The 26,270-nt window shown below is 37.1% G+C and carries 21 protein-coding genes; 11 read left to right on the forward strand and 10 right to left on the reverse strand.

The genetic code is table 11. The features are described from left to right. Position 1: 1 nt before the first annotated feature. Positions 2–1,039 carry a ligase-associated DNA damage response exonuclease gene (locus ABIB40_RS00295; RefSeq protein ID WP_354354780.1) on the reverse strand — a complete coding sequence of 346 codons (1,038 nt, stop codon included), beginning with the start codon at positions 1,037–1,039 and terminating at the stop codon, positions 2–4. Between the two features lie 154 nt (positions 1,040–1,193). Here ABIB40_RS00295 and ABIB40_RS00300 point away from each other — a divergent pair, with 154 nt between their 5' ends. Both ABIB40_RS00300 and ABIB40_RS00305 read left to right on the forward strand, forming a co-directional pair. Next, positions 1,194–1,805: a hypothetical protein gene (locus ABIB40_RS00300; RefSeq protein WP_354354782.1), complete on the forward strand. Its 612-nt coding sequence runs from the start codon at positions 1,194–1,196 to the stop codon at positions 1,803–1,805. Next, positions 1,802–2,515, forward strand: a complete 714-nt coding sequence (locus tag ABIB40_RS00305; RefSeq protein WP_354354784.1) for a DUF3307 domain-containing protein — start codon at positions 1,802–1,804, stop codon at positions 2,513–2,515. Before ABIB40_RS00300 ends, ABIB40_RS00305 begins: the two co-directional genes overlap by 4 nt. 40 nt (positions 2,516–2,555) lie before the next feature. Here ABIB40_RS00305 and ABIB40_RS00310 read toward each other — a convergent pair whose 3' ends face one another. The 7 genes from ABIB40_RS00310 to ABIB40_RS00340 all read right to left on the reverse strand — a co-directional run bounded on the left by ABIB40_RS00310 (position 2,556) and on the right by ABIB40_RS00340 (position 11,854). Further along, positions 2,556–4,721, reverse strand: a complete 2,166-nt coding sequence (locus ABIB40_RS00310) for a S9 family peptidase (protein ID WP_354354786.1) — start codon at positions 4,719–4,721, stop codon at positions 2,556–2,558. A 94-nt stretch (positions 4,722–4,815) separates the two neighbouring features. Further along, complete coding sequence (locus tag ABIB40_RS00315; protein WP_354354788.1) at positions 4,816–5,463, reverse strand: hypothetical protein; 648 nt, start codon at positions 5,461–5,463, stop codon at positions 4,816–4,818. An 11-nt stretch (positions 5,464–5,474) separates the two neighbouring features. Then, positions 5,475–6,236: an enoyl-CoA hydratase/isomerase family protein gene (locus ABIB40_RS00320; protein ID WP_354354790.1), complete on the reverse strand. Its 762-nt coding sequence runs from the start codon at positions 6,234–6,236 to the stop codon at positions 5,475–5,477. After that, positions 6,223–8,325, reverse strand: a complete 2,103-nt coding sequence (locus ABIB40_RS00325) for a ComEC/Rec2 family competence protein (protein WP_354354792.1) — start codon at positions 8,323–8,325, stop codon at positions 6,223–6,225. The genes ABIB40_RS00320 and ABIB40_RS00325 overlap by 14 nt, the downstream gene beginning before the upstream one ends. Before the next feature lie 3 nt (positions 8,326–8,328). Beyond that, positions 8,329–10,356 carry a helix-hairpin-helix domain-containing protein gene (locus ABIB40_RS00330; protein ID WP_354354794.1) on the reverse strand — a complete coding sequence of 676 codons (2,028 nt, stop codon included), beginning with the start codon at positions 10,354–10,356 and terminating at the stop codon, positions 8,329–8,331. Further along, positions 10,346–11,146: a PorV/PorQ family protein gene (locus tag ABIB40_RS00335; RefSeq protein WP_354354796.1), complete on the reverse strand. Its 801-nt coding sequence runs from the start codon at positions 11,144–11,146 to the stop codon at positions 10,346–10,348. The genes ABIB40_RS00330 and ABIB40_RS00335 overlap by 11 nt, the downstream gene beginning before the upstream one ends. Before the next feature lie 372 nt (positions 11,147–11,518). Continuing rightward, positions 11,519–11,854 (reverse strand): MerR family transcriptional regulator, encoded by a 336-nt coding sequence (locus ABIB40_RS00340; RefSeq protein ID WP_354354798.1) that lies wholly within the window; start codon positions 11,852–11,854, stop codon positions 11,519–11,521. Between the two features lie 118 nt (positions 11,855–11,972). Here ABIB40_RS00340 and alaS point away from each other — a divergent pair, with 118 nt between their 5' ends. From alaS to ABIB40_RS00375, 7 genes are all read left to right on the forward strand, one after another. Next, a complete protein-coding gene (alaS, locus tag ABIB40_RS00345; protein ID WP_354354800.1) occupies positions 11,973–14,618 on the forward strand; it encodes an alanine--tRNA ligase in 2,646 nt (881 codons plus the stop codon). 62 nt (positions 14,619–14,680) lie between these two features. Beyond that, positions 14,681–14,911 carry a hypothetical protein gene (locus ABIB40_RS00350; RefSeq protein WP_354354802.1) on the forward strand — a complete coding sequence of 77 codons (231 nt, stop codon included), beginning with the start codon at positions 14,681–14,683 and terminating at the stop codon, positions 14,909–14,911. A 99-nt stretch (positions 14,912–15,010) separates the two neighbouring features. Further along, a complete protein-coding gene (gatB, locus tag ABIB40_RS00355) occupies positions 15,011–16,474 on the forward strand; it encodes an Asp-tRNA(Asn)/Glu-tRNA(Gln) amidotransferase subunit GatB (protein WP_354354804.1) in 1,464 nt (487 codons plus the stop codon). Continuing rightward, a complete protein-coding gene (locus ABIB40_RS00360; RefSeq protein WP_354354806.1) occupies positions 16,474–17,604 on the forward strand; it encodes a redoxin domain-containing protein in 1,131 nt (376 codons plus the stop codon). Before gatB ends, ABIB40_RS00360 begins: the two co-directional genes overlap by 1 nt. 97 nt (positions 17,605–17,701) lie before the next feature. Further along, on the forward strand, positions 17,702–18,415 hold the full coding sequence (locus tag ABIB40_RS00365) for a response regulator transcription factor (RefSeq protein ID WP_354354808.1): 714 nt from the start codon (positions 17,702–17,704) through the stop codon (positions 18,413–18,415). A gap of 125 nt (positions 18,416–18,540) precedes the next feature. After that, positions 18,541–19,269 (forward strand): RluA family pseudouridine synthase, encoded by a 729-nt coding sequence (locus ABIB40_RS00370; protein WP_502931041.1) that lies wholly within the window; start codon positions 18,541–18,543, stop codon positions 19,267–19,269. Between the two features lie 78 nt (positions 19,270–19,347). Further along, positions 19,348–21,135: a chloride channel protein gene (locus ABIB40_RS00375; RefSeq protein ID WP_354354810.1), complete on the forward strand. Its 1,788-nt coding sequence runs from the start codon at positions 19,348–19,350 to the stop codon at positions 21,133–21,135. Positions 21,136–21,161: 26 nt separating this feature from the next. On the opposite strand, the gene ABIB40_RS00380 is transcribed toward ABIB40_RS00375, so the two are convergent. Together ABIB40_RS00380 and ABIB40_RS00385 are read right to left on the reverse strand one after the other, a co-directional pair. Further along, the gene (locus ABIB40_RS00380; RefSeq protein WP_354354812.1) at positions 21,162–22,559 is read right to left on the reverse strand and encodes a sigma-54-dependent transcriptional regulator; all 1,398 of its coding nucleotides are present in this window, start codon (positions 22,557–22,559) and stop codon (positions 21,162–21,164) included. A 104-nt stretch (positions 22,560–22,663) separates the two neighbouring features. Then, positions 22,664–23,155 carry a YajQ family cyclic di-GMP-binding protein gene (locus tag ABIB40_RS00385; RefSeq protein WP_354354814.1) on the reverse strand — a complete coding sequence of 164 codons (492 nt, stop codon included), beginning with the start codon at positions 23,153–23,155 and terminating at the stop codon, positions 22,664–22,666. A 79-nt stretch (positions 23,156–23,234) separates the two neighbouring features. Here ABIB40_RS00385 and ABIB40_RS00390 point away from each other — a divergent pair, with 79 nt between their 5' ends. Continuing rightward, the gene (locus tag ABIB40_RS00390) at positions 23,235–24,119 is read left to right on the forward strand and encodes a hypothetical protein (RefSeq protein WP_354354816.1); all 885 of its coding nucleotides are present in this window, start codon (positions 23,235–23,237) and stop codon (positions 24,117–24,119) included. 91 nt (positions 24,120–24,210) lie between these two features. Then, positions 24,211–26,268 carry a polyphosphate kinase 1 gene (ppk1, locus tag ABIB40_RS00395; RefSeq protein ID WP_354354818.1) on the forward strand — a complete coding sequence of 686 codons (2,058 nt, stop codon included), beginning with the start codon at positions 24,211–24,213 and terminating at the stop codon, positions 26,266–26,268. Positions 26,269–26,270 lie beyond the last annotated feature (2 nt).

Here is a 26,270-nt window from a genome sequence, read left to right on the forward strand (position 1 = left end):
TTTAGATTTTAGTTACAAGGTTGCTTTCTTTAATGTCTTCATCCATTTTGTCATCATCGTCTTCTTGGCCAAATTTGGTTTGCACTTCTTCTGCTTCGATACCAATTTCATTTAAAAATCTACTGTATGCTGCGGTAAATCCGTGGGTTACATATACTTTTTCTGCTTCTGTGGCTTTTATGGCTTCTAATAATCCTGGCCAATCTGCATGGTCGCTCAAGGCGAATCCTGCATCAGCACTTTGCCAGCGGCGGTGAGAACGTACCTGCATCCATCCAGAGCAAATGCCTGTTACGGGGTGCACCAGCGTTTTTATCCATTTGCTATCTCGCATTGCAGGCGGAACAATTACAATGCCTTGTTGTAAATCGGTCTTGGCAATTTCTGGGGTTATTCTTATCGTTTCTGGCAAATCTACTCCGGCGTCTATAATTGCCTCGTTTACGTTTGCAATGCTATTGTGTACGTATATGGGCGCTGTTCCGTTTAAGTTTTTAATCAATCGTTGCGCTTTTCCTAAACTATAGGCAATTAAAATACTTGTTTTTTGTTGGGTGATGTTATCCTTTACCCAGTTTTTGATTTCATTAAATACAATATCTTGTTTTTGCCATTTATAAATGGGGAGCCCGAATGTGCTTTCAGAAACAAAGCTATGGCATTTTACTGGTTCAAAAGGAGTACTAATACCATCGGTTTCTATTTTGTAATCGCCAGAGATTACACAGATTTCGCCCTTATATTCTAATCTAACTTGTGCGGAACCTATAATATGTCCTGCCGGGAAGAATGATATGTTTACGCCATTTCTAACAATGCTTTCTCCGTAGTTAAGTGTTTGTACATCTAAATCGGGGCTTATTCTTCGTTTTATAATCGCTGCGGTTAAGGTGTGGCAAAGATAATGCTTGTTGCCAAAACGAACATGGTCTGCATGGCCATGGGTGGTTACGGCATAATCTACAGGCCACCACGGATCTACGTAAAAATCTCCCTGTTTGCAATAGATGCCTCTTTTTGTAAACGTAATCAAAGCCATAGTAGGTTAACAAATCTTATGTATTTAAGTTTTTAAACAATATCGGTTAAATAGCCGATAATATAGAATATCGGTTAAATAGCCGATAATATGAAATATCGGTTAAATAGCCGATAATATTTGTAATTTGTGTTTTTTATTAAGACATTAGTGTATGATTTGCATTATCACGGGAGACATAATAGGTTCTAGGAAAATAAAAGAGCCGTGGCTTGTAAGCTTAAAAGCAGCGCTAAAGTATGTTTCTAAGAAGAATAGCGATTGGGAGATTTTTAGGGGAGATAGTTTTCAATTAGAAATAGTGGCCGTGGAAGCGCTGTGGGTAGCTATTTATTTAAAGGCTTGCATCAGAATTAACAAAGCCGCAGATGTACGTATGGCTATGGGATTGGGAACGGTTAAAAAGACAAGAGGAAAGATTACCGAGGCTAATGGAGATGCATTTGTACATTCTGGAAATGCATTTGATGGTTTAAAATTATCGAAGGTAAATCTAGCCATTCAATCAGATAATGAGAATTTTGATGAAGAAATGAATGTGACAATAAGATTGGCTTTGGTGGCAATGGACAGTTGGGGTACAGCAACTGCAGAAGTTGTAAAGTATGCCATGGAGAACGAAAATTTACTTCAGAACGAACTTGCTGTTTTATCTGGAAGAACCCAGTCGTCTGTGAGTGAGGCGCTTAAAAGGGCTCGTTTTAACGAATTAATGGATATGGATAGATTGTACAGAAGAAAGGTAGCTCAAATTATAAAAGGATGATAGATATTATATTGATAAAAATCTTGTTTGCCCATTTAATTGGCGATTTTTTCTTGCAACCAACAAGCTGGGTAAAAGACAAAGAGGCGAAAAAATTGAAATCAGATAAATTATACCTGCATATTTGTATCCACATTTTCTTAATATTTGCAGTCTTTTTTAGTTTTGATGTTTGGTTGTTGGCATTGGTTATTGGACTTGTTCATTTTTTGATAGATGTATCAAAGTTATATCTCCAAACCAAGAAAAATGCCCGATGGTTGTTTTTTATAGACCAATTGCTGCATGTGTTGGCTATTGTATTTATTTGGAATGCTTTTTTTCAAAAACATATAGATTTTAACTTCCTCAGTAATAAAAACATTTGGTTGGTAATTTTTAGCGGCTTATTTCTTACAATGCCTTCTTCGGTAATGATCAGGGTAATTATTAATAAATGGATCCCAATTACGCAGACAGATAACCAACAATCTCTACAAAATGCAGGCAAGTACATTGGCGTTTTAGAACGACTGTTAATCTTTATGTTTATTTTAACCAATCATTTCGAAGCGGTAGGTTTCTTGCTGGCCGCAAAATCTATCTTCAGGTTTGGAGATTTGACAGATGCGCACGATTTAAAATTAACAGAATATGTGCTAATTGGTACGCTGCTGAGTTTTGGCGTTGCTATGGTAGTTGCCATGGTAACTCAGGTTTTAATTGCATAAAAAAGGCCACCTCTATTAGAAGCAGCCTATATGTTTTTTACTATTTCGCTCCCGGCGGACAATTTTCTTTCAAAAACTTGGTATAGGTCATAGAGAGGTGGGCGGACGTTCCTTGTCCTTCTGATATGCTGTGCGTTCTGTTGGGGTAAATCATCAACTGAAACAGCTTGCCGTTTTTTACCAATTCATTGATTAACATTTCTGCATTTTGATAATGCACATTATCATCACCTGTACCATGAATATATAATAAATTGCCTTGCAGGTTTTTGGCATAAGTAATTGGCGAACCCTTTACATAAGCTTCGTCGGTTGGGAACGGAGGCCCCATGTAGCGTTCTTGGTAAATATTATCGTAGGTTAATTGATTGGCAACCGCTGCAATGGCAATACCTGTTTTATAAATCTCAGGATATTGAAAAAGCAGGTTTAGCGTAGAAGAACCGCCGCCACTCCAACCCCAAACGGCCACTCTATCTTTATCCATAAATGGATAGGTTGCCAACAGTTTTTTTGTTGCCATAGCTTGGTCTCTAATGTTTAGGGTACCTATGTTTTTATAGATGCTTTTTCGCCATGCGCTCCCTTTTGGAAGTGGAGCACCTCTATTGTCCATAGAAATATAGATGTATCCATCTTCGGCCAAATCGCCTTTGTATAACGGATTTCTTCCAGCTCCCCAAGTATCTGTAGCAGTTGCAGCCGCCGGTTCACCATATACGTAAAACAATACTGGATACTTTTTGCTCGGATCAAAGTTATTTGGCTTTTTCATCCATCCATCCATTTCAATACCATCTTCAGTAGTCACCTTAAAGAATTCTACTTTATTTGCAGGAGTCGCTTGTTTCGCCAATTGATTGGTTATGCTACCGTCCATGGTTAATGGATTGCCTGTTTTAAAGTTCATCCACTCTACAATTGGCCTAACGGTAGCGCTACTGTAATAGTGACTAGCAAATGTGCCGTTTGGAGAGATGTCGTAATCGTGCGAACCAGGTAAAATAGAAGGAGTAACCATTTCCAATTTTCCTTTTCCATCTAACTTGGTTTTATACAAATATTTTTGTGTTGCATTTGTTGGCGAAGCCAAAAAATAAACCAAGTTGTTCTTTTCATCAATTAATTTAACTTCTATTACATCATAGTCTCCTTTGGTAACCAATAGCTGTTTTTTTCCATCCTTGCTTACTTTATATAAGTGATTCCAGCCATCTTTTTCGCTTGTTATGGTAAACTCTTTATCGTTATCTAACCATTTCCAGTTTTCTTCAGCGTCAATCCACGACTTAGAGTTTTCTGTATAAATGGCATTCGCTCCACCCGTAGCAGAGTTACAAACAAATATTTTGCTTTGGTTCTGTGCGCGATTTAATTGTTGAACAATGATGTTGTTGCTGTTGGGAATCCATTGCATTCTTGGAATGTAGTGTTGAATACTATCGCCAGGAATGTTAAGCCAATGGGTTTTTGCCGAGGCAAGGTTAACCACACCAACTTTACACACAGAAGGATCTTGTCCAACTTTCGGATACTCTACCGGAATGGTAAAAGAATAGATAGAATCTGTATTGTCTATCATTAAAAAGTTTTTTATTTTTCTTGCATCTATTTGCCAATAGGCGATGTTTTTTCCATCTGGACTCCATCTAAATCCATCTCTACAATCAAACTCTTCTTCGTACACCCAATCGAACGTTCCGTTTATGATACGTGTTGTGCCATCGGTAGTTAATGCTTTCTCAGCAGAACCATCGGTGTTTTCTACATACAAATTATGCTCGCTAACGTACGCAACTTGATTGCCATCTGGAGAAAACTTTGCAAACATTAACGATGATGCAGGTTTGTCTGCACCCATTTGCACCAACTGGTTTTTTACAAGGTCTGCCACCCAATAATCGCCACGAGTATCATACCGCCAAACTTTTTTGCTGTTGGTGTAAATTAACGCTCTTGTTCCATCTTCTGATAGTTGGAAGCTTCTAATACGCAGCGGAGCTGGCTGGTTTTTTGGTGTAAGGAGCGTAGAAGGTACAATTACTTTGCGGTCGTTCTTCGGCAGTGTAATTAATGCAATTTCTCCGTTGGCAATTTGATAATAAGAATTGCCGTCCTTTGCCCATTGAACGTCTTGTGCCTTTAAAGAAATTGAAGCGCAAAGAAAGCAGGCGGAAATAAGGAATTTTAGTAGAGTTTTTTTCATAGTAAATTTTGTAAAAAAAAAGGCCTTTTAACTTTTGGCTAATTTAGATAAAAAGCCGGCAGTTAAAAAGCCTTAGAAAAGTTATAGAAATCGGCTAGCGGCCTCCGCCTTGCATAGCTTTCAATTCTTCCATGGTTGTTAATTCGTAACCACTCGGAACATCTAGAGAAATTGCACCAACTTTATCGGTAGAGAAAGATTTTAAAGTCATATTAGATTCAACACCATTAATAGTGGCTGTATATTTTACCGGTACGGCGTCCAAACCCTTAAAGTAACCTTTGCCTTTTAGGGCAGGAATTATGATGTCTTTTGTGGCCCAAAGGTCGTGGCTTGCTCCCTTATCGTCTTTGTAGGAGTATTTTTCTGCGTTTAAAGTTCCGATAACCTGTTTTTCGCCGGTAGCTTTAAAATCAGAATACTTTGGTATTGCAGCTTCTTGCTTTTCCGTATCTTCTTTAGAAATTTTAACTGCAAATTGTTTTTGGGCAACAGGAACGTCTACTAACAGCAAACCAGCTTTTGTTTCTGTATTAGAAATCATGTTAATTAATACGGGTCCAGTTTCCATTTCGATTTTTGTTAAATCGCCATTAAATTTGTTCTTAACCACTGTAGTTGCTCCGTTGGCCACAACATCGAAAGTCATCGTCCCTTCTGTAACTGTTTTTTGGGCGTGTACTGCTATGGCAGTGCTAACCATCAATAGCGCAAGTACGCTAGTTTTTATTGTTTTTATCATGTTGTTTTTGTTTACCAATTAATTTTCTGTTTGTTTAGAAATGCTTTTATTCCTTTTTTAAAATCGTTCGTTTCCCTTATACTTGCGTTCATTTTTATGGCAATTTCCAATTCCGAATCTATGTTTTTGTTGATAAGCTTTTTAGTCGCCGTAAGCGAACTTTCTGAGCTGTTCTCACACAAATGTAATGCAAAACTATGTACTTTTTGATTGATCTCGGTTGAATTTGTTACAAAGTTTATCAAGCGACAATTTAACGCTTCATCGGCAGAGATTATTTTGCCAGTATATAATAGTTCTTTGCTAAGCGTTTCGCCAATTTTTTGAGGCAAAAAGCAGGATACGATTGCCGGAACGAAGCCAATTTTAACTTCTGTGTAGCCAAAATGACTTTCTGGTGTGGCAAAAATAAAATCGCAAACAGTAGCTAAACCGCAACCACCTGCAATGGCATATCCCTCAACTTGGGCAATTACTATTTTAGGCGAATAATAAATGGCCGCAAAAAGATTTTTTAAATTTCTGGAATCTGCTAAATTTTCGTCATAAGAATTGGTTTCTAAAGTTTGTAGATAGGCTAGATCAGCACCTGCGCTAAAGGAATTTCCAGCTGCTTTTAATACAATAACTTTTACAAGCTTGTCTTCCGAAGCATTTTTAAATGTATCTGTTAAAGCGCTTATTAATTCTGGGTTTAAGGCGTTGCTCTTCTCCGGTCTATTTAGTGTTATCGTTCCAATTCTGGTGTTAACTTCATATTTAATTAGGTTCATCTCTTTTGTTTAAATCTACTAAAAAGGCGCTTTGTTTTTTTAAATTTATTACTTCTTTATTAGTGCTACTATAGAAGTTTTCATATTCTTCTGCTCTGTAGCTTCTATTTGTGGCGTCTATCAGCAATGTGCTAAATTTTATTTTTTCAGACAAGCTATCCAGTTTATAGTTAGGGGTATTGTTTATCCAAATTACATCAAACGTAACGGGGTTGGCGATGGTTTTATAATTTAGTCGTTTATCCAACAAGAATATTCTGAATGTATTAAATATCAGCTGTTGTTCTGTAAGCGCAAATTGCTTTAAAACGGTGTCTTTATCTAGTTTTGTTGTCTTTAAATCGGTTATTTGCGCCTCATCCAAAGCAGGTTGGATAGAAAATTGATAGTTTTTGTCTTGTGGGTTTAAATCCGTTACCAATATTGCAGAGTTGCCCTTAATAAAGGCCGCCGCATAGTTTTTTTTAAGGCTGAAGAAAACAATTCTATGTTGATTTTTCTTCTCCATGTCGTCTTTCAAAACCAATGTCTGGTAAATCACGAAAATCATCAGCGATAGAAATAAGAATCTTTTTTTAAATTTTGTAATCGCATATATAAAAAGCCCGAACGCAAAACTTAAGAGAAGAAACTGTACAAATGTAATCCAAATTGCATTAAAGGTAGAAAATGGGAGCGAAGCGATAAAGTGCAATACCGTATTGGTGATTTTTATAGTCCATTCGAAAATTGGTGCAAGAAACGATAGCCCAGGAATTAATACTAAAATCCCCAAGTACATCATCAGCACAAGCGGAACGGAAATGAATAAATTCCCCAACAGAAAATAAACCGGGAATTGGTGGAAATAGTAAATAGCAATTGGAAATGTTGCCAATTGAGCGGCTAAAGACAATGCCGTGAGATTCCAAAATTTATCCAACCATTTATTTTTTATGTAGATGGTCTGGTAGATTTTTGGTTGAAGATAAAGCAATCCAAAAACGGCAATATAACTTAATTGAAAGCCCACGTGGAAAATTAGAAATGGGTTAAAAAGAAGTTGTAAAAAAGCCGCGAATGCTAAAATGTTATAACCGTTTTTGCTTTTTGTAAAGCTTTTTGCAAAAATAAAAATGGATAGCATAATCGCCGCTCGAACAACGGATGGCGATAGACCTGTTAAAAGTGCGTAGCCCCAAATCAACAAACAAATGAGTATTGGTTTTAACCAAATTAACTTTTTGTTTTTATTTAAGAATTGTAGGCAATAATTTAGAATTAGGTAAATAATGCCCACGTGTGCGCCTGAAACGGAGAGCGAGTGCATGGTGCCGGTATTTATAAAATTTGTTCGGGTTTCTTTATCTAAATCGGCTCGATAACCCAAAACTAAAGTAGATGCAACGGAGTAAGCCGCATCGTTTTTAATAAGTTTTCTGTATTTCTCTACCGCTCTTTGTCGTAATTTTAATGCAAACGATAAAATGATGTTCCCTTTTATTTTGCCCGTTTTAGCCAAATTAGACTGAGTTATAAATGCCTGTTGATAAATATTTTGTGCAGCCAACCAAGCTTTAAAATCGAACTCTGCTGGATTTTTTGGTCCTTCAATTGATTGGTAATCTGCAGAAATGAGCAGTTCATCTCCATACTTCACTTTAACCGGTTTGAGACTATCCAATTTCATAGCAAGTAAAAGTTTTCCGCTGACCTTTTTGCTGAGGTTGTTTTTATACCCTTTTGTGGTCGTAACCATAAATCGAAGAATATTACCGCTCTGCTGTGGTTCGTTATTTACCCAAGCTTTTAAATAAGTAAACTTTTGATTGGCAAAATAATCGCTCTTTAACTCGTCTTTATGCATCATGCATAAAAAACCACCGAAGCAAAAGAAAAACAGAAATATCAATACGCCAATCCCCCCTTTTACTTTATACAGGTTGTATTTCTTATAGAAAATGTTGCTGAAAAGAAGTATACTTAAAATAATAACGGCGGCAAATAAAGATATAATCAATAGATTTCGATCCGCGAGGAAATAGCAAAGTGAAATTCCCGCCAAAAACGGAAGTAGAATTCTCGCGAAGAAATACTCAGCTTTAAACATAACTTAAAATTGATACCTCATTTGTAGCTTTAGCTCAGATTTCTTATTGCCTTGTATTTCATCTAAATAGGAGCCAACTGTCTCTTGGTTTTTATATAGAAATAACCCATATCTTGCCCAAACATCAAGTTTTCTTCCTAATTTATACTTTACGTTTAGGTAGTTTCTAAATCCTTTTCCGTTATAAATACCAAAGGCGAAACTATAAAGAACGTCGTCTTCATAAGCATAAAGTCTGCTGTTGTAACTAGCCGTGTAGAAATAGGCGACACGTAGGTTGCCTGAAATTTTTGAATTGGCAGGCTTAAAATCTACATCTTGATAAATTAAAAAACCAAATTCTGGCTTCACATCGCCTTTTTGATATCGGGAAACTTCGGCCCGGTTTTGAAAAGAAACTGTTTTGCTCAATTGCCAATTTACCGAGATTCGATAGTTTTCTTTTTTTACTTCATCTAAAAACTTTATTGGAACATCCAAATCGGTATTCTGTTGTTTGGTTTCAGTTTTAAATCGGGCAAGTATTTTAAAGGTTTTGCTTGGCGTAAAAGCAACTTGACTAAGGATTTCGTTGCCTTTAGATGGCGCATCAATTCTGAATTTTAGCCAGGGAAACTTGAAGTAATCGGCATAAACAGCAAACGCCCATTTTCTATTTGGAACAATGTTTAATCCCAAATACAACCCTTCTTCATTTGCGGCTTCGGTTGCTTCTGCCACAGCCTGGTTGTAAAAATTGTGGTAATCTTTGCTATAGTTTCTATACAATGCAGTTGCAGAAACCGTGGGCGATAAGCTAACCAATGCGCCATTTACAAACGCAGTGCCACTTTTTAAGCTTTTTGCACCTTCTCCAAAGAGATAGAAATTCTTTATCGAATAATTGTAATGTAGGCCAATATTTGTTAAAGTTTTACCTGTAAAACTGTAACTATCGTACACCGCATTTTGGGTAATGAAACTATTTCCAAAAATTGTGTGGTAGCCTACAGCGCCAATATTTAAGTTGCCTGTTTTGTATTCGGCAACTACGCCAAATATTTTTTGACTTAGACTGTTTCTGTTTTCTAGCTCTGTTTTGGATCTATGCAACCCTGTCTGATTTATGGTGGCCTGCACTAAATCGCCATTCTCGTCTATGCTTTGGTTTGCATCTAATTTTCTGAAGGATACAAAAGGGGTTAGGAAGATGTTTTTGTACACGTTTACCGTTGCAGAAGCACCTCTTAAAAAAGAAAACTCGTTTGTAGAGGAATACCTTCGCAAACCTAAATCTTTTTTTGCTACGCTTGTCACCTCCGGACTTTTGCCAAACGCAAATCCGGTCCAAAGCGTTAATCCTTGTCCAAATTGGAGATTATAATCGCCTATTACCAGTTTTTTTATCCGTCCGAGTTTATAAAAAGAGACGTTTCCAGAGATGAAATCCACGCGTTTGTTAAATATTCGTTCGCCTGCATCTTTATCCATGGTCAAGTTTGCGGCGAATACATCGGCCAATTGAAATTTATATCTGAGCTGCATTTTCTCCGGGCTTCCTAAATATCTATTCCCTGGCAAGTTTGTAAATCCTTTTTGTTTTTCTAAAGTTTGCGCAAAGCGAACGATAAGGTCGTTATTTCCAAATTTTGAAATATTCTTAAAGTTGATTTTTTCGAGATTTGCATTTTCTTTCAAGCTGACAAATGGGAGCAGACTTTGAATGGTTTTGGCATCGAAACCATCTATCGTTTGTAATTCTAACAGGTCTGCCAATTTTCCATTTTCTTTAATGTGTAGCAGTAAATTAGAAATTTGTAAAGGAGATAAAAAGAATATCTGCCCTAAATCTTCCGCTGTGGTATTATTTAAATTTAAAGGATGTTTTCGTAGCCTACTTAGTGTCTCAACCAACCCGGTTAGGTCATAGTCTTCTGGCAGGTTTTCGGCTTGACTTTCTATAACATCCTGAATTTCTTGTTCCGGGTCGCTCACTTGAGCATTCACAGCAGAGAAAAAGCACAAGAATATCATCACTAATCTAAAATGCATATCCCAGCGCAATTTGAGGTGAGTAGCCTAAGTTATTGTCAAAAGTTGTAGCAAAGTCTATCAACAGTTTATCAAAATTTATCCCGAATCCTGCATATTGTTTAAAGGGTTTTGCGCTCACACCAGCTCGCAGCGCTAAGGGTTTTGCGATTTGATATTCCATGCCAAGCCTTACGTCAACAGGGTTTTTTAGTATTTTTGATACGGTAGAGGCCAGCAAAACCTTATCAGAAACCAGATAACTTGCACCGATGTTGATGCTCGTTTCTATAGGAGCAGATACTTCTTCGTTTACAAACCCTTGCTTTGTAGGGTTGGTAATGTAAGCGCCCAAATTAAAGGTATTTCCTAATTTGTAGTAAAAGCCAACGTTTGCAGAAAAACCGTTAGACGAGCCATAATTGGTTATTTTCAGCTGATGATAATTTACGGCGATGGCCATAGAAAACTGGTTGCCAAATCTCTTCGCATACGCAAAACTGATTTTATTTTGATTATAACTACTTAAACCATAGCGGTTAAATCCTATGGCTATAAAGTTATTTTCTATAGGAATTACAGCAGCTAAGCCTTGCGTGCTAATTTCTTCGGTAAGAAAATTTCGAATATAGTTGATAGAAACGGTTGGGCTGTTTAATGTGGTAATGGCTGCTGCATTTCCCTGTATTGCCCAAACATCGGCAATTGCAGCGGCATTATTGCCCATTGCAGTAAGCCGAGGCCCAAAGTTTTCTTGAGCGACCAGCTGAACAGGTAAAATTGCTACGAAAAATAAGATTGATATTTTCATAGAGCGCATTAGATAAATAAAAATCTCCGGGAATTTCTATTTGGTTGCTCTAATGTATGAAAATTATTTTCTAATTTCTATTTAAGTCTATTGAAAAACAAGCTTTCTGGATTTTTACATATCGCTATTAGTTAGCGCTATACATTCGTTTGTTTAATCTTTTTCTTCTTTCCGTCAGAAGTTCCATGCACCATATATTGCTGCCGGCAGTAAAACATGTACTTGTAGTTTTTTCTGCGAACTGTGCGGGATATTTTTTCTTTTTCCCCGCGGATCTTCGCCGATTCACGCAGATGTCTTTTGGTGTTTCTTCGAAGCTCATCTGTGGGCTTTTTTTCTTTCCGCCGAGTTTTCTATTTTTCCATCTCAGTCTTAAAGTTCCTCAGCTAAATTCACTAAAAATCCTTTCAAATTTTCTAACGAGTCTATAATTTTCTGATTTTCCTTTGCATCGCCTTTGTTGTTCTTTAAAAAGTCTTTTGCACCTTTTAAAGTATAACCCTTATCGTTAACTAAATTGAAGATAATCTTTAAGTTTTCTACATCTTCTGGCGTAAAAAGACGATTACCTTTTTTGTTTTTTTTAGGTTGTAGAATGTCAAACTCTTTCTCGTAAAACCTAATCTGCGAGGCGTTAACATGAAACATTTCGGTTATTTCGCCCATGGTATAATACATTTTATTAATGTCTCTTTCTTTGTAAGGCATAATTATGTTTTGATTATGAGTGATTTACGCTTGTTAACTAAAGTACTCAAATGTACTGGGATTTTTGTTTAATCCCACAATAAAATTTTAATTTTGTTGCGAATTAGCTATGCGATATATGACAGCCAAAGAGATTAGAGAAACATTCCTCACATTTTTTGAAAACAAGAAACATAAAATTGTTCCGTCTGCGCCAATTGTGGTTAAAAACGACCCAACCTTAATGTTTACCAATGCAGGAATGAACCAGTTTAAAGATCTCTTTTTGGGCGAGGCTGAAATCAAATACACACGTTTGACAGATACGCAGCGCTGCTTACGAGTTTCGGGCAAACATAATGATTTAGAAGAAGTTGGAATAGATACCTACCACCACACCATGTTCGAGATGTTGGGAAATTGGAGTTTTGGCGATTATTTTAAAAAGGAAGCCATTGCCTGGAGTTGGGAGCTGTTAACAGATGTCTATAAAATTCCAAAGGAAAACCTGTACGTTACCTATTTTGAAGGTGATGAAAAAGAAGGCTTAGAAAAGGATCAAGAAGCGTACGATTTTTGGAAGCAGTACGTAGCAGAAGACCATATTCTCCCTGGAAATAAAAAGGACAATTTCTGGGAAATGGGCGAAACTGGTCCATGCGGGCCTTGTTCAGAAATCCATATTGATTGTAGAAGCAATGAGGAAAAGGCTGCTGTAGATGGTGCTAGGTTGGTAAACGCCGACCATCCACAGGTTATCGAAATATGGAACAATGTGTTTATGCAATTCAATCGGTTAAAAGACGGGTCTTTGCAAAACCTGCCTGCCAAACATGTTGACACAGGGATGGGTTTTGAGCGTTTGGTGCGCATGCTGCAAGAAAAAACCTCTAACTATGATACCGATGTTTTCCAACCACTTATTCAATTTATTGCTGAAAAATCTGGTATAAAATATGAAGGGAAAGTCCTCCCCTCGGGGGAGGATTTAGGTGGGGCAACTGATATTGCCATGCGCGTTATGGCAGATCATATTAGGGCAATTTCTTTTGTAATAGCCGATGGCCAGTTGCCTTCTAACAACAAAGCAGGCTATGTGATAAGGAGAATTTTGCGCCGCGCGGTTAGGTATGCTTACACTTTTTTAAACTTCAAAGAGCCTTTCTTAAACCAATTGGTGCCTTTATTGGCAGCACAATTTAAAGGTGTTTTTGATGAGCTGATCTCGCAGCAAGATTTTGTACAGAAAGTTGTTTTGGAAGAAGAGATTTCATTTTTGAGGACTTTATCTGCAGGCATTCAACGTTTTGAGAAGTACCAACCTAACGACAACAATATTGTTTCAGGTGTTTTTGTATTCGAACTTTCAGATACATTTGGTTTTCCACCGGATCTTACAGAGTTGATGGCTCGCGAAAAGGGTTGGACGATTGACATTGATGGATTTAATGAAGCTTTAGTCGAACAGAAAAATCGGTCTCGGGCGGCTACTGCAGTTGATACCGGCGATTGGGTTTTTGTTAACGCAGACGATCAGAGTGAATTTGTCGGCTATGATGAATTAGAGGTAGAGACTCAAATTTTAAAATATCGCAAGGTAAACGCAAAAGGAAAAGAGCAATATCAAATTGTGTTGGGTAAAACACCTTTTTATGCAGAAGGCGGCGGACAAGTAGGAGATACTGGTAGAATTGAAGATCACAGCAGGCAGTTCTGGGTAGAGGTAACTGATACCAAAAAAGAAAACGGCTTGACCGTACACTTTACAGATACTTTGCCAGATAATTTAGAAGGAAATTTTTGGGCAGTAGTTGATGAAGATAAGCGTGTGTTAACAGAAGACAATCATACAGCAACGCACTTATTGCACGCTGCACTTAAACAGGTTTTAGGCGCTCATGTAAATCAAAAAGGATCATTGGTAAACCCAGATTATCTACGTTTCGATTTTTCTCATTTCTCTAAAGTAACCGATGAGCAACTCGCAGAGATTGAAGCCATTGTCAACCGAAAAATTAGAGAAAATATATCAGTTAGAGAACAAAGAAACGTGCCACACAAAGAAGCTATGGAAAGTGGGGTTACTGCGCTCTTTGGAGAAAAATACGGAGATTTTGTTCGTGTAATAACTTTTGGTGATCCATTTAGCAAAGAACTTTGCGGCGGTACACACGTAAAGGCAACTGGCCAAATCGGTTATTTTAAAATTATAGCTGAAAGTGCTGTTGCGGCAGGAGTGAGGAGAATTGAGGCAATTACCGCAAAAAAAGCAGAGGAATTTTTAATAGCGCAAAATAGTCAGCTTATCCAAGTGAAGGCATTGCTTGGTGGAAAAAACGATCTGTCTGCGGCTATTCAAACTTTGCTTGATGAGAATGCAAAACTGAAAAAAGAATCAGAAAAATCATTGGCAGAATATATTAACTCTCTAAAACACGATTTGATTCATCATATTAAATCTATAAATGGGATTAGTTTCATCGCAAAGAAAATAGATTTACCGAATGCTGATGCCGTAAAGAACTTGGCCTTTGCAACAAAAGACCTGGTAGAAAATATGTTCTTGGTATTTGCAACACATATTGATGGCAAGCCAGGTTTGACAGTTATGCTTTCAGAGAACTTGGTTAAGGAAAAGAATCTAAATGCATCTACCATTGTTCGGGAACTTGCTAAAGAAATACAGGGCGGGGGCGGAGGACAACCATTCTACGCAACTGCAGGTGGAAAGAACATCGATGGATTAGATAAAGCTTTAGAAAAAGCCGAAAGTTTAGTTAAATAACGTTGAGAAAAAATCCATTATCTTTTTCCTTAGAAAAGTTTGATTATCATTGTGGTGGAAACTTGAAAAAAAAATTTACGAAAAAAATTATCGCTTTTGCCATGGTTATGATGGCAGTTACGAGTCTTTACGCACAGCAAGATAGTATTGGAAAGGCCGTTGAAAAAAGATCTGCGGCAATTGGTGAGACAGGAAACAACGAACTTAAGTTGAATTTACTACTTTCTGCATTGGCACTACCAGAAATAACCTACGAGCGTTTGCTGGAAAATACCATGGGCGTAGAAATCTAGCTCTTTTTTTAATCTCTCTTTTTTGTCAGTATTAATTAAGTCCTTACATCGCTTTGCGAATAATCTATATATTTGCCAATTAGCACAAAGAAAAGTTAAATGTCTACTGCCGAAATGCACCATAGTAATAAATATCAACTCGTTTCTGGGTTGGAAATTCACGTTCAGCTAAATACGCATTCAAAAATATTTTCTTCAGATAGCGCTACGTTTGGTGCAGAGGCTAATAGCCATATTTCTGCAGTTTCTCTAGCGTTGCCGGGTGCGTTGCCAAAAATTAATAAAGAAGTTATCGAAAAGGCCATTCGTATCGGCCTCGCCTTAAATTGTAGCATCAATCAGTCAAATCATTTCGATCGTAAAAATTACTTTTATGCCGATCTACCAAAAGGATATCAAATTACTCAAGACACGAGTCCAATTTGCATCAACGGTTTTTTAAACATTGAGTTAGCTGATGGTAGTAACAAAAAAATTCGAATCAATCGCATTCATTTAGAAGAAGATGCGGGTAAAAGTATTCACGATCAAGACGAAAATTATTCTTTTGTAGATTTAAATCGGGCTGGTGTGCCCCTGATCGAGATTGTAACAGAGCCCGACTTAAACGAAGCCGAGGAAGCCGCCGCTGTATTTTCTGAAATTAGAAAATTAGTGCGCCATTTAAACGTAAGCGATGGCAATATGGAAGAAGGCAGTTTGCGTTGCGATGCAAATATTTCTATCCGCCCACATGGCGATAAAAATTTCGGTACTCGATGCGAGGTAAAGAACCTAAATTCTATTCGAAACGTACGAAGAGCAATTAATTTCGAATTTGATAGACAGGCTGAAGTGATAGAAGCCGGGGGCAAAATAATTCAGAGTACATTAAACTTTGATGCAGAAAATGGAACCACCTCGCCAATGCGCAGCAAAGAAGAGGCAAACGACTACAGGTATTTTGCAGATCCAGATTTGCAGCCAATCAAAATTTCTGACGAATGGCTGAAAGCAATCAAATCGGCCATGCCAAAACTTCCAAACGAAATTGCAGAGGAACTGGTATCTTCTTATAAATTGGGCAAGGCCGATGCTGCGCTTTTTGCAGAAAATGCTGATTTACTTGCTTATTTTAACGGTGGAGTTGACAGCGTTAACAATATAAAAATATTTATCAACTGGTTAATCGGGCCGGTTAGGGCAAGATTGGCAGATCAAAAAATTGATATTTCTGACTATGTTATCCTACCAAAAACATTGGCGCAAGTAGTAAATTTGGTTGCAGATGGAAAACTTAACCAGCAACTAGCCTTGCAACAGCTTATTCCTACGCTAGAGCTGCAACCCGATGCGAAAGTGTTGGGGCTAGCAACCGATTTAAATTTGCTCATTAGCAACGATGCAGATGAGCTGGAGAGTTTTGTGAGCGAGGTGTTAAAGAAATTCCCTCAGCAAGTAGAGGCTTATAAAAAAGGCAAAAAGGGTGTTTTAGGATTGTTTGTTGGGGAAATTATGAAAATGGCCAAAGGAAAAGCAGACGCAAAAAAAGTTAATTTAATCGTACTAGAAAAATTGAAGTAATGAGAATTAAGGGATTGAGATTTTTGAAAAATGCCGCTTGGTTATTTGTGTTGGCTATCGGCATTTCTGCTTGCAAGCCAAAAGACTATTTTATTATACGTGGAACATTGAAAAATGCAGAGCCCAGTAAAAAGGTTTACCTCTTCGGTATGCTTAATAATAAGATGGTTGCGGTAGATTCTACCAACCTTTCAGAAAAAGGGGAGTTTAAGTTTATTCATAGTTCGCCGACAGAAGATTTCTATCAACTGAAGTATGAGAAAGCCGAGTATTTATTAATTTGCAACAATACAGATGAGATTAAGTTCGAGGCCAATGCAAAAGATCCTAATATGGCATATACCATTTCAGGGCCTGAAGAATCTGATGCACTTGCAAAATTGAATGTGATTAGAGCAAAATTTTCTAACCAAGTTGAAGCGTTGCAAACTACATTTAACAATCGCGTAGCAGACCACCCAAACCAGCGGACAGAGATTCAGCAAGCATTACAGCCACAATATGAAGCGTATGTTAACGCCATGAACAACGCTATTTTAAAATTTGCAAAAGATAATAAAGGAACATTGGCGAGTTTTTATGCAATGAGCACTTTAAATCCGCAGGATTTTGAAGCAGAGCTTGTTAAATTTGCAGATGAAATTAAAACTGAAATTAAGGGAAATCCTACTGTAGATGCTTTTGTACAGCAAATGGCACTTCTAAAAGCTGTACAAGTGGGTCAACCAGCTCCCGCGTTTACTATAAACAACGTTGAAGGCAAGCCTGTTAGCCTTTCAGATTTTAAAGGTAAATTTGTGCTGATAGACTTTTGGGCTTCTTGGTGTCAACCTTGTAGACAAGAAAATCCAAATGTTGTTAAGGTGTATAATAAGTTTAAAGATAAAAACTTTGATATTTTAGGTATATCTTTAGATACCGATAAGGCTGCTTGGCAAAACGCCATTAAGGCAGATGGTTTGGCTTGGCATCATGTTAGCGAATTGAAAGATTTTAATGGCACAACGGTTAGAAAATATCAGGTTGATGCCATTCCTTCTTCTTTTCTTGTTAACCCAGAAGGTATTATTGTTGCTAAAAATCTTCGCGGAGAGCAACTGGACGCATTTTTAACAAAAACCATCAAGTAATTAGATGTAAATAGTGTTGTGCATTGTTAATGTTTTGTTAACACCAAGTTAACCTTTTATTGATTTTTAGTTGATAATTTCGTAAGCATAAATTAATATGGGCATAATGGAACAGAAGATTTTAATTGTGGATGACGAACCCGATATCCTAGAATTAATCGAATATCATTTAAAGAAAGAAGGCTATCAGGTTTTTCTTGCATCAAACGGCCATGAGGGCATTCATGTTGCCAAGCAAGTTCATCCAGATTTAATTATTTTAGACATCATGATGCCTAAAATGGATGGAATAGAAGCCTGTAGGCTAATGCGGGCTATCCCCGAGTTTAAGAATACTTTTATGGTTTTTTTAACTGCTAGGAGCGAGGAATACTCAGAAATTGCCGGTTTTAACGTGGGCGCAGATGATTATATCGCAAAACCCATAAAACCGCGAGCGCTAGTGAGTAGGATCAATGCTATTTTGCGTAGAAATTTATCTGACAAAGATCTTGTAGAAAGCAAGTTAGAAATTGGAGATCTTGTAATTGATCGAGAGGCTTTTTTGGTTTTCCAGAATGGAGAAAAGGTTACCTTGGCAAAAAAAGAGTTTGAGTTATTGCATTTACTGGCAACCAAACCCGGGAAAGTGTACACCAGAGAAGCGATTCTAAAAAACGTTTGGGAAGATTCTGTGGTGGTAACAAACAGGACGATAGATGTGCACATAAGAAAATTGCGCGAGAAATTGGGAGACAACTATGTCACTACTGTAAAAGGTGTGGGCTATAAATTTGAACTCGCAAATGAAAAAGCAATACCTAATTCTTAAAGGATTAGATAATTTTTAAGTTTTTTAAGGGTTAACCGATTAAAATCTGCATATTTAGAAAAGAAACAGTTCGGCATAACCGATTTGCCGGTAAATTATTACTATTTTTGCCCGAGTAAATAGTAATGCTTTTGAAGTTTCCGAAGTTCGAGTCCTTAATTCTTTTTGAGAATAACGATATTATCATCGTAAATAAACCCCCGTTTTTAGCGTCTTTAGATGAGCGTGGTGCTGTTGGCGAGGTAAACCTTTTAAGGTTGGCTAAACAGTATTGGGCTGATGCGCAAATTTGTCATCGCTTAGATAAAGAAACTTCGGGAGCGCTTATTATTGCCAAAACTCCAGAGGCTTATCGTACCGTTTCCATGCAATTTGAGCGGAGAAAGGTAGATAAGACCTATCATGCAGTGGTACAGGGACATGTTATTTTTGATGAACTAACGGTTGATTTACCTATTCTAAATGATGGCAATAGAAAAGTTAGGATAGATAGAGAAGACGGCAAGAGGGCAGAGACCATTTTCAATTCGTTAAAATATTATAAGCACTTTACGTTAGTTTCTTGTAAACCCATTAGTGGTAGGATGCATCAAATTAGAATTCATTTGGCAACACAGCGTGCGGTAATTGTAGGCGATGACCTCTATAAAGGTAAGCCATTGTTTCTGTCTGAAATAAAACGTGGTTATAGATTAAGTAAAAATGATGAAGAGCAGCCCATTATTAAGCGGTTTGCCCTACATGCACGACGCATTGTTTTTAAAGGTGTTGATGGAGAGACTATTGAAATAACGGCGCCCTATCCAAAAGATATGGAAACTTTAATTAAGCTGTTAGATAAGTTTGATTCTTAACGCTTTTTTGCAGTAGAGTTGTTGATGGTTTTTTCTTACGTTTGCAAGAATTGTTGCAAAGTTTAAATAAGTTAAAGAATGTATATTCGATTTGTAAATTATCTTGATACCTTAAATCATTTTAGGAAGGAAAAAATTTCAAATCGTAATTTTTTGATTATTCTTGCCATTTTGGTGGGCATCTTGGCCGGTCTGGCAGCGGCGCTGCTAAAAAGCTTAACGCACAACATAGAAGAGTTTTTACAATCTGATTGGCACTGGAAGTACAAGTACTTCCTTTACCTGTTTTTTCCACTCATTGGTTTATTTCTATCTGTCGCCTACGTAAAACGATTCATCAAAAAAAGTAAGTTTGAGACTGGTTTAACGCCTTTGCTGTATTCTATCTCTAAGAAATCTAGTAAGGTCGATACGCATAATATTTACTCGCAAATTATTACCTCGGCTATAACGGTTGCCTTTGGTGGCTCTGTTGGCCTAGAATCTCCAATTGTTACAAGTGGTTCGGCAATTGGTTCTTCCTTAGGTCGATACCTTGGTTTATCTTATAAAGAAATCACCATGTTGTTGGCTTGTGGTGCGGCGGCAGGTATTGCAGGAGCTTTTAACAGCCCTATAGCAGGTATTATTTTTGCGATAGAAGTGCTATTGCCCGAAATAAGTATTCCGGCTTTTATTCCATTGTTGCTTTCTGCCGCAACGGCCTCTGTTGTTGCAAGGTTATTCTATTCACAACAACTTTTCTACTTGGTTACAGAAGGTTGGCAAATAAATGCCCTGTTCTTTTATGTGTTGCTTGCCATTTTAATTGGGTTGTTTTCTATTTATTTTACAAAAGCAAATTATGCCGTAAAAGAATTTTTTTATAAGATCAACCATCCGTATAAAAAGGTAATTATTGGTGGTTTGTTGCTTGGAGCAATGGTGTTTTTATTTCCAACCCTGTACGGGGAGGGTTATATTACCATTAAAAGTTTACTTCGCGGAAATTTTTTAGCTGTTATAAATAATAGTGTTTTTGCGTCTTATAATACCATTCCTTGGGTAATTATTTTATTTACCGTCGTTACTATTTTTGCGAAATCTATGGCCGCGCTAGTCACCTTGGGAGCAGGCGGAAACGGGGGTATTTTTGCTCCGAGTTTGGTAATGGGGGGATTAATAGGCTTTATTTTTGCTTTCACCATTAACCTTACTGGGTTGACCCATCTAAATGTTCCGAATTTTATTGTTGCAGGGATGGCTGCAGCTTTAAGTTCTATTATGCACGCACCGCTTACAGGCATATTCCTCATTGCAGAAATTACTGGCGGCTACGTGCTTATGGTACCGCTGATGATTACCTCTGCCATTTCTTACATGATTAACAAAGGCACTCAGCAAAATTCTATTTATACAAAAGCATTGGTCGATAAAGGAGAACTTTCTTCGCCAGAAGATAAAGACACCACCGTACTTAACCAAATGAGGCTAAGGTATCTAATCGAAAAAGCATATATTCAGTTACAAGTTGACGATTTGTTAATGAGTAAGATGAATGAGGTTGTTCAGTCTCATAAAAACATTTGTGCAGTTACAGATGAGCGGGGAGATTTTAAGGGAATTATTTATGTGGAAGAGCTTTTTAATGAGATGGTTAGTAATCCTGAAAAAAACACCTTGACAGCCAATTATCTGGTGCATCCCGCAACCTCTGTTATCCACGAGGAGGATGATGTTAAATTGGTGCTGAAGAAAATGGAAATAGATAATGTTTGGATTTTGCCTGTAGTAACGAAAGATAATATCTACGTAGGTTTTGTTTCTAAAACATCTATTTTTAGTAAGTATAGAGCATTTTTAATGCGAAGTGCCGATTACGTATAGCATCAGTTTCAAAGCTTTCCAAAAAACTAATCGTTTCGCTTTAAGCTAAATTTCTCTATTTTGCTGTACAAATGGCTTCTTTGAATTTCAATTTCATCTGCCGTTTTAGAAACGTTCCAATTGTTTTTTTCTAACTTAAATTTTATAAAATCTCGCTCTGCGGTATCTTTATATTCTTGAAAATTGCTAAAATTATCTAGGTTGATGGTATTTACCGCACCAGAAGTAGAGTGGCTGCCAAAACCAGAACCCACATTTGTACCTCCGTTTGGATTTGCAAATGCACGCACATCTTGCTCTGTAATAACCTTATCGCTTAAAATAATTAAACGCTCAATCATATTGTGCAGCTCTCTCACATTGCCGCTCCAAGGTAACTGTTTAAGCGCATTCATACCAGAGTCGTTTATTTTCTTTAACGGCATGCCATAATCGTTACAAATAGATTCTGCAAAGTTTTGTGCAATGATGGGGATGTCTTCCGTACGTTCTGTTAAATGCGGTACGTGTATGTTAATTACGTTTAGCCTATGGTAAAGATCCATCCTAAAGTTGCCGTTTTCGATTTCTTGCATCAAATCTTTATTAGTAGCAGCAATAATCCTAACATTGATTTCGATTTCTTTTTCACCACCAACGCGCGTTATTTTGTGTTCTTGCAGGGCTCTAAGCACTTTGGCCTGTGCAGATAAGCTCATGTCTCCAATTTCGTCCAAAAATAAAGTTCCCCCATTGGCTAACTCAAATTTTCCTATTCGTTGTTTAACCGCAGATGTAAAGGATCCCTTTTCGTGACCAAAAAGCTCGCTTTCTATCAACTCTGAAGGAATAGCAGCACAGTTAACTTCAATTAGTGCATTTTCTGCCCGGTTAGATTTTTCGTGTAGCCACCTAGCCACCAATTCCTTTCCGCTACCGTTTGCACCAGTTATTAATACCCTAGCCTCGGTCGGGGCAACTCTATCTATCGTTTCTTTTATTTTTTTAATTGGTTCAGAGTTGCCTAAGATTTCTCGAGTTTTACTCGCTTTGCGCTTTAATACCTTAGTTTCTGTAACCAAAGTACCACGATCTAGAGCATTACGTACGGTTATAAGTAGGCGGTTTAGGTCTGGGGGTTTAGATATAAAATCAAAGGCTCCTTTTTTACTGGCATCTATAGCAGTTTCTACCGTGCCATGTCCAGATATCATAATAAATGGAAGATCGGGTCTAATTGCTAAAGCTTGCTCTAGCACTTCTAATCCATCCATTTTATTCATTTTGATGTCGCATAAAACAAGATCAAAATTTTCCTTTTTAATGAGTTCTAATCCGTCGATTCCATTATCAATGTCTTCTACCTCGTAATTTTCGTACTCCAGTATTTCTCTTAAAGTACTCCGAATTGCTCGTTCATCATCAATAATCAGCAGTTTAGCCATATCTATATTTTTTTTACCAAATGCTAATATATTTCCATTTTTAGAAATTTAACATCATTAAACTCCAAAAAAGTCACAACTAGTATTTTGTACAAAACTAAGAATTAATTCCGCATGTTTATAAATTGAAGCGGTTGCTCAAAATTTTCAGTCTTACATAAACTGATTACGGCCTGCAAATCATCTATTTTTTTTGCAGTAACCCGCACTTGGTCATCCATAATAGAAGGTTGAACCTTAAGTCCGCTAGCTTTTATTTTCGCCACTAATTTTTTTGCTGCTTCTTTATCTAAACCTTGTTTAATGCTAATTTCTTTGCAGATCATATTACCAGAGGCCTGATAATTTTCATCAAAATCTAAACTTTTTGGGTCTATGCCTTGTTTCATCATTCTAGAGATGATAGAATCTTGAATGGCTTTTAGTCGCATGTCATCTTCGGTGATGACGGTGATAACGTCGCTCTTTTTATCTAGCTCTATACTGCTTTTGGAGCCACTAAAGTCATATCTGTTTAAGATTTCTTTCTTTGCGTTGTTTATTGCATTGTCTAAAGTTTGCGTGTCAACTTTACTTACAATATCAAATGAAGGCATATTTTTTGAAGATTAAATGAAAAAAGATTGTAGATTTAGTAAATAAAATAGATAGAAGTACAAACAAACGAAAAATAACATGAAAAACGATAAAAGAAAAAATCAATCTAAAGAGGTAAAGAAGAAGACTACACATTTGGAAGAGTCCTTGCGCGAGAAACTTTTTGAATTGGTGCGAAGTTTGGGACATGATGTTGTTGATGTGAGCGAGGAAATTATTAAGATGAGCAAACGTTTAACGAAGAAGCTCTCTAAAAAAATGAAAGATGTGTTGACAAGCAGCGACAACCCCCCGGCCGATTCCAAAAAAGTGGCAAAGGCGAAATCTAAATTTACTGCTCAAAGCAAAAATAAAAATAAGAAAATTGAAGTTCTGCCTAAAGCAAAGGAAAAAAAGGAAAGTAAGGTAAGCGAAATTAAAGATACAACTTCGAAGCTGGCAAAACTCGAGGTAAAACCTCAGAAGATGCAATCTTCTAGCATTGCGAAAAAGACCGAAGCAAGTTCGGCTAAAACACCAGTTACTCAGAAATCTAAGCCTAAAACCACGCCGAAATCAAAGACCGTAAAAACAACCGGTACACAAAATGCTCAGTCCGTTAAAAGCCCTGCAAAACCGATAAGAAAGCCTAATGTTGCAAGTAGAAAATCGCCAGAGGCACCGACAAAACCAGCTCAGCAAACAACTGCCCCATCAACTACAGCTAAACGAGGCGCACCTAGAAATGCCACCATTGGAGCCACAATAAAGAAGCCAGCCGCAACGGTAAAAAAACCCACAACAACTGCTGCCGCTACGCATAAAAAAATGCCCGGGAGACCTGCTTCTCTGACTAAAAGGGTTAAGAATATGCAGAGCGAAACAGTAGAAGGTATGGTTAAAACCGATAAACCAGCCGCCACCAAGAAAGCCGCAGTCGTTAAACCAAAAACCACACCCGCGCAAAAGAAACCAACCACTTAAAGTTAGATTTTTTTTGCAATGTTTTAATAAGTATTAATTTGCCTTTTGTTTTTTTAAAAACTGTAAAAAGGCCAGTATCTTAGTGTGGTAAATGAGCAAAAAACATATTCCGTTTGTAAACAGAGAAATTAGCTGGTTATATTTTAACGAGCGCGTGTTGCAAGAGGCGGCAGATGAAACAGTACCGTTGATAGAGAGAATTAAATTTTTATCAATTTATTCTTCAAATCTGGAGGAATTTTATCGCGTTAGGGTTTCTACGTTGGCTAGGTTAACAAATCTAAATGTTAAGGCAAAGACACTTCTTGGTTTTAATCCCAAAAAAACATTAAATGAAATTAAGAACATTGTTGTAAAGCAAGAAAAAAAATTCGATCAGCTTTTTCAGGCGACGCTTATAAATGGGTTAGCGCAGAATAAAATTTTTATTTTAAATGATACGCAACTGAATGTTAGTAGGGGAGAGTTTGTTATAAACCACTTTAGAGATAAGATACTATCTAACTTGGTGCCCATAATGATCGATATGGATAAGCCATTCCCCGAGCTGAAGGACAGGAATTTGTATTTCTTTGTAAAACTATCGCGCACAGAAATAAAGCTGAAGGAACGTTTTGCGCTCATAGAAATCCCGAAAACTTTATCCAGATTTTTGGTTCTCCCCGACACCAACGAACTAAAATTTATCATCTTGTTAGAAGACATTATAAAATATTGCTTAGACGATATTTTTTATGTTTTCACTTATGATACGGTTGAAGCGTTTACCATCCAGTTGACAAGAGACTCTGAGTTAGATTTGGACAAGACTGTTAGTGACAAGTTTATAGAAGATTTGAAAAATAGTTTAGAGAAGCGCAAAAAAGGTAAACCCATGCGTTTGCTTTATGATTCTGCTATGCCGTTAGATATGCTGAACGTATTGATAGCAAAGCTAAAAATTGAAGCCGAATACCTTTTGCCGGGTAACAGGTATCATAAGTTTGGCGATTTTATTGCCTTTCCAAACCCGGGCTCAAAGGATTTAGAGTATCCACCAAATGTACCTTTAAAGGTAGAAGGATTGCATAGAACACAAAGCGTTTTTACAAAAATTGCAGAAAGAGATTACCTCGTAAATCTTCCATATCAAAGTTACGATTATATTATTTTATTTCTTAGAGAAGCGGCTATTGACCCTAAAGTTGTCGAAATTCAGATTACACTTTATCGATTGGCGGAAAATTCAAAAGTTATTAATGCCTTGATTAATGCAGCAAAAAATGGAAAATCGGTCTCGGTACTGCTAGAATTAAAAGCTAGGTTTGATGAGCAAGCCAATATTTTTTGGACGAGCAGGCTGATGGAAGGTGGAGTAAAAGTAAATTACGGGCTTACAGATTACAAGGTGCATTCTAAAATATGTTTAATTAAACGTATAGAAAAGGAAAAACCGGTTTATTATGCCAATTTAGCCACCGGAAACTTTAATGAAAAAACGGCAGGCCTGTATTGTGATCATAGTTTGTTTACGGCAAAGAAACAGATTACCAAGGACCTAGTAAAACTTTTTGATACCCTGAACAGAAAGACAGTCTCAAAAGGGTTTAAACATTTAATTGTTTCACCTTTGGAGATGCGCTCAAAGCTTACCAACTTTATTAATAGAGAGATTAGAGTGGCGAAGGCGGGTAAACCTGCTTATATCCTTTTAAAAGTTAATAGCTTAGCTGATGAAGATATTATTGATAAACTTTATAAGGCAAGCAATGCTGGAGTGAAGATAGACTTAATTGTTAGAGGCATTTGCTGTCTTGTTCCTGGTGTAAAGGATTTTAGCGAAAACATAACTGCAATTAGCATTATCGATAAGTTTTTAGAACATGCACGAATTTATATTTTTGGAACTGGCGATACGCGAGATATGTTTTTGTCTTCTGCAGATTTAATGAGTAGAAATATTGAGCATAGGGTGGAGGTGGGCTTCCCAATATTGGATTATGAAGTAAAAAAAGAGATACAGGATATTTTAGACATTCAGCTTGCAGATAATGTGAAAGCGCGCATTATAAACGGTCCAAATACAAATAGGTATAAGAAAAATAGACTTGCTAAAAAGACGAGAGCACAGGTTGAAATTTACAGTTATCTAAAAAATAAATTGAAATAGAC

This window comes from Pedobacter sp. UYP30, assembly GCF_040547165.1.
Classification (GTDB): Bacteria; Bacteroidota; Bacteroidia; order Sphingobacteriales; family Sphingobacteriaceae; genus Pedobacter.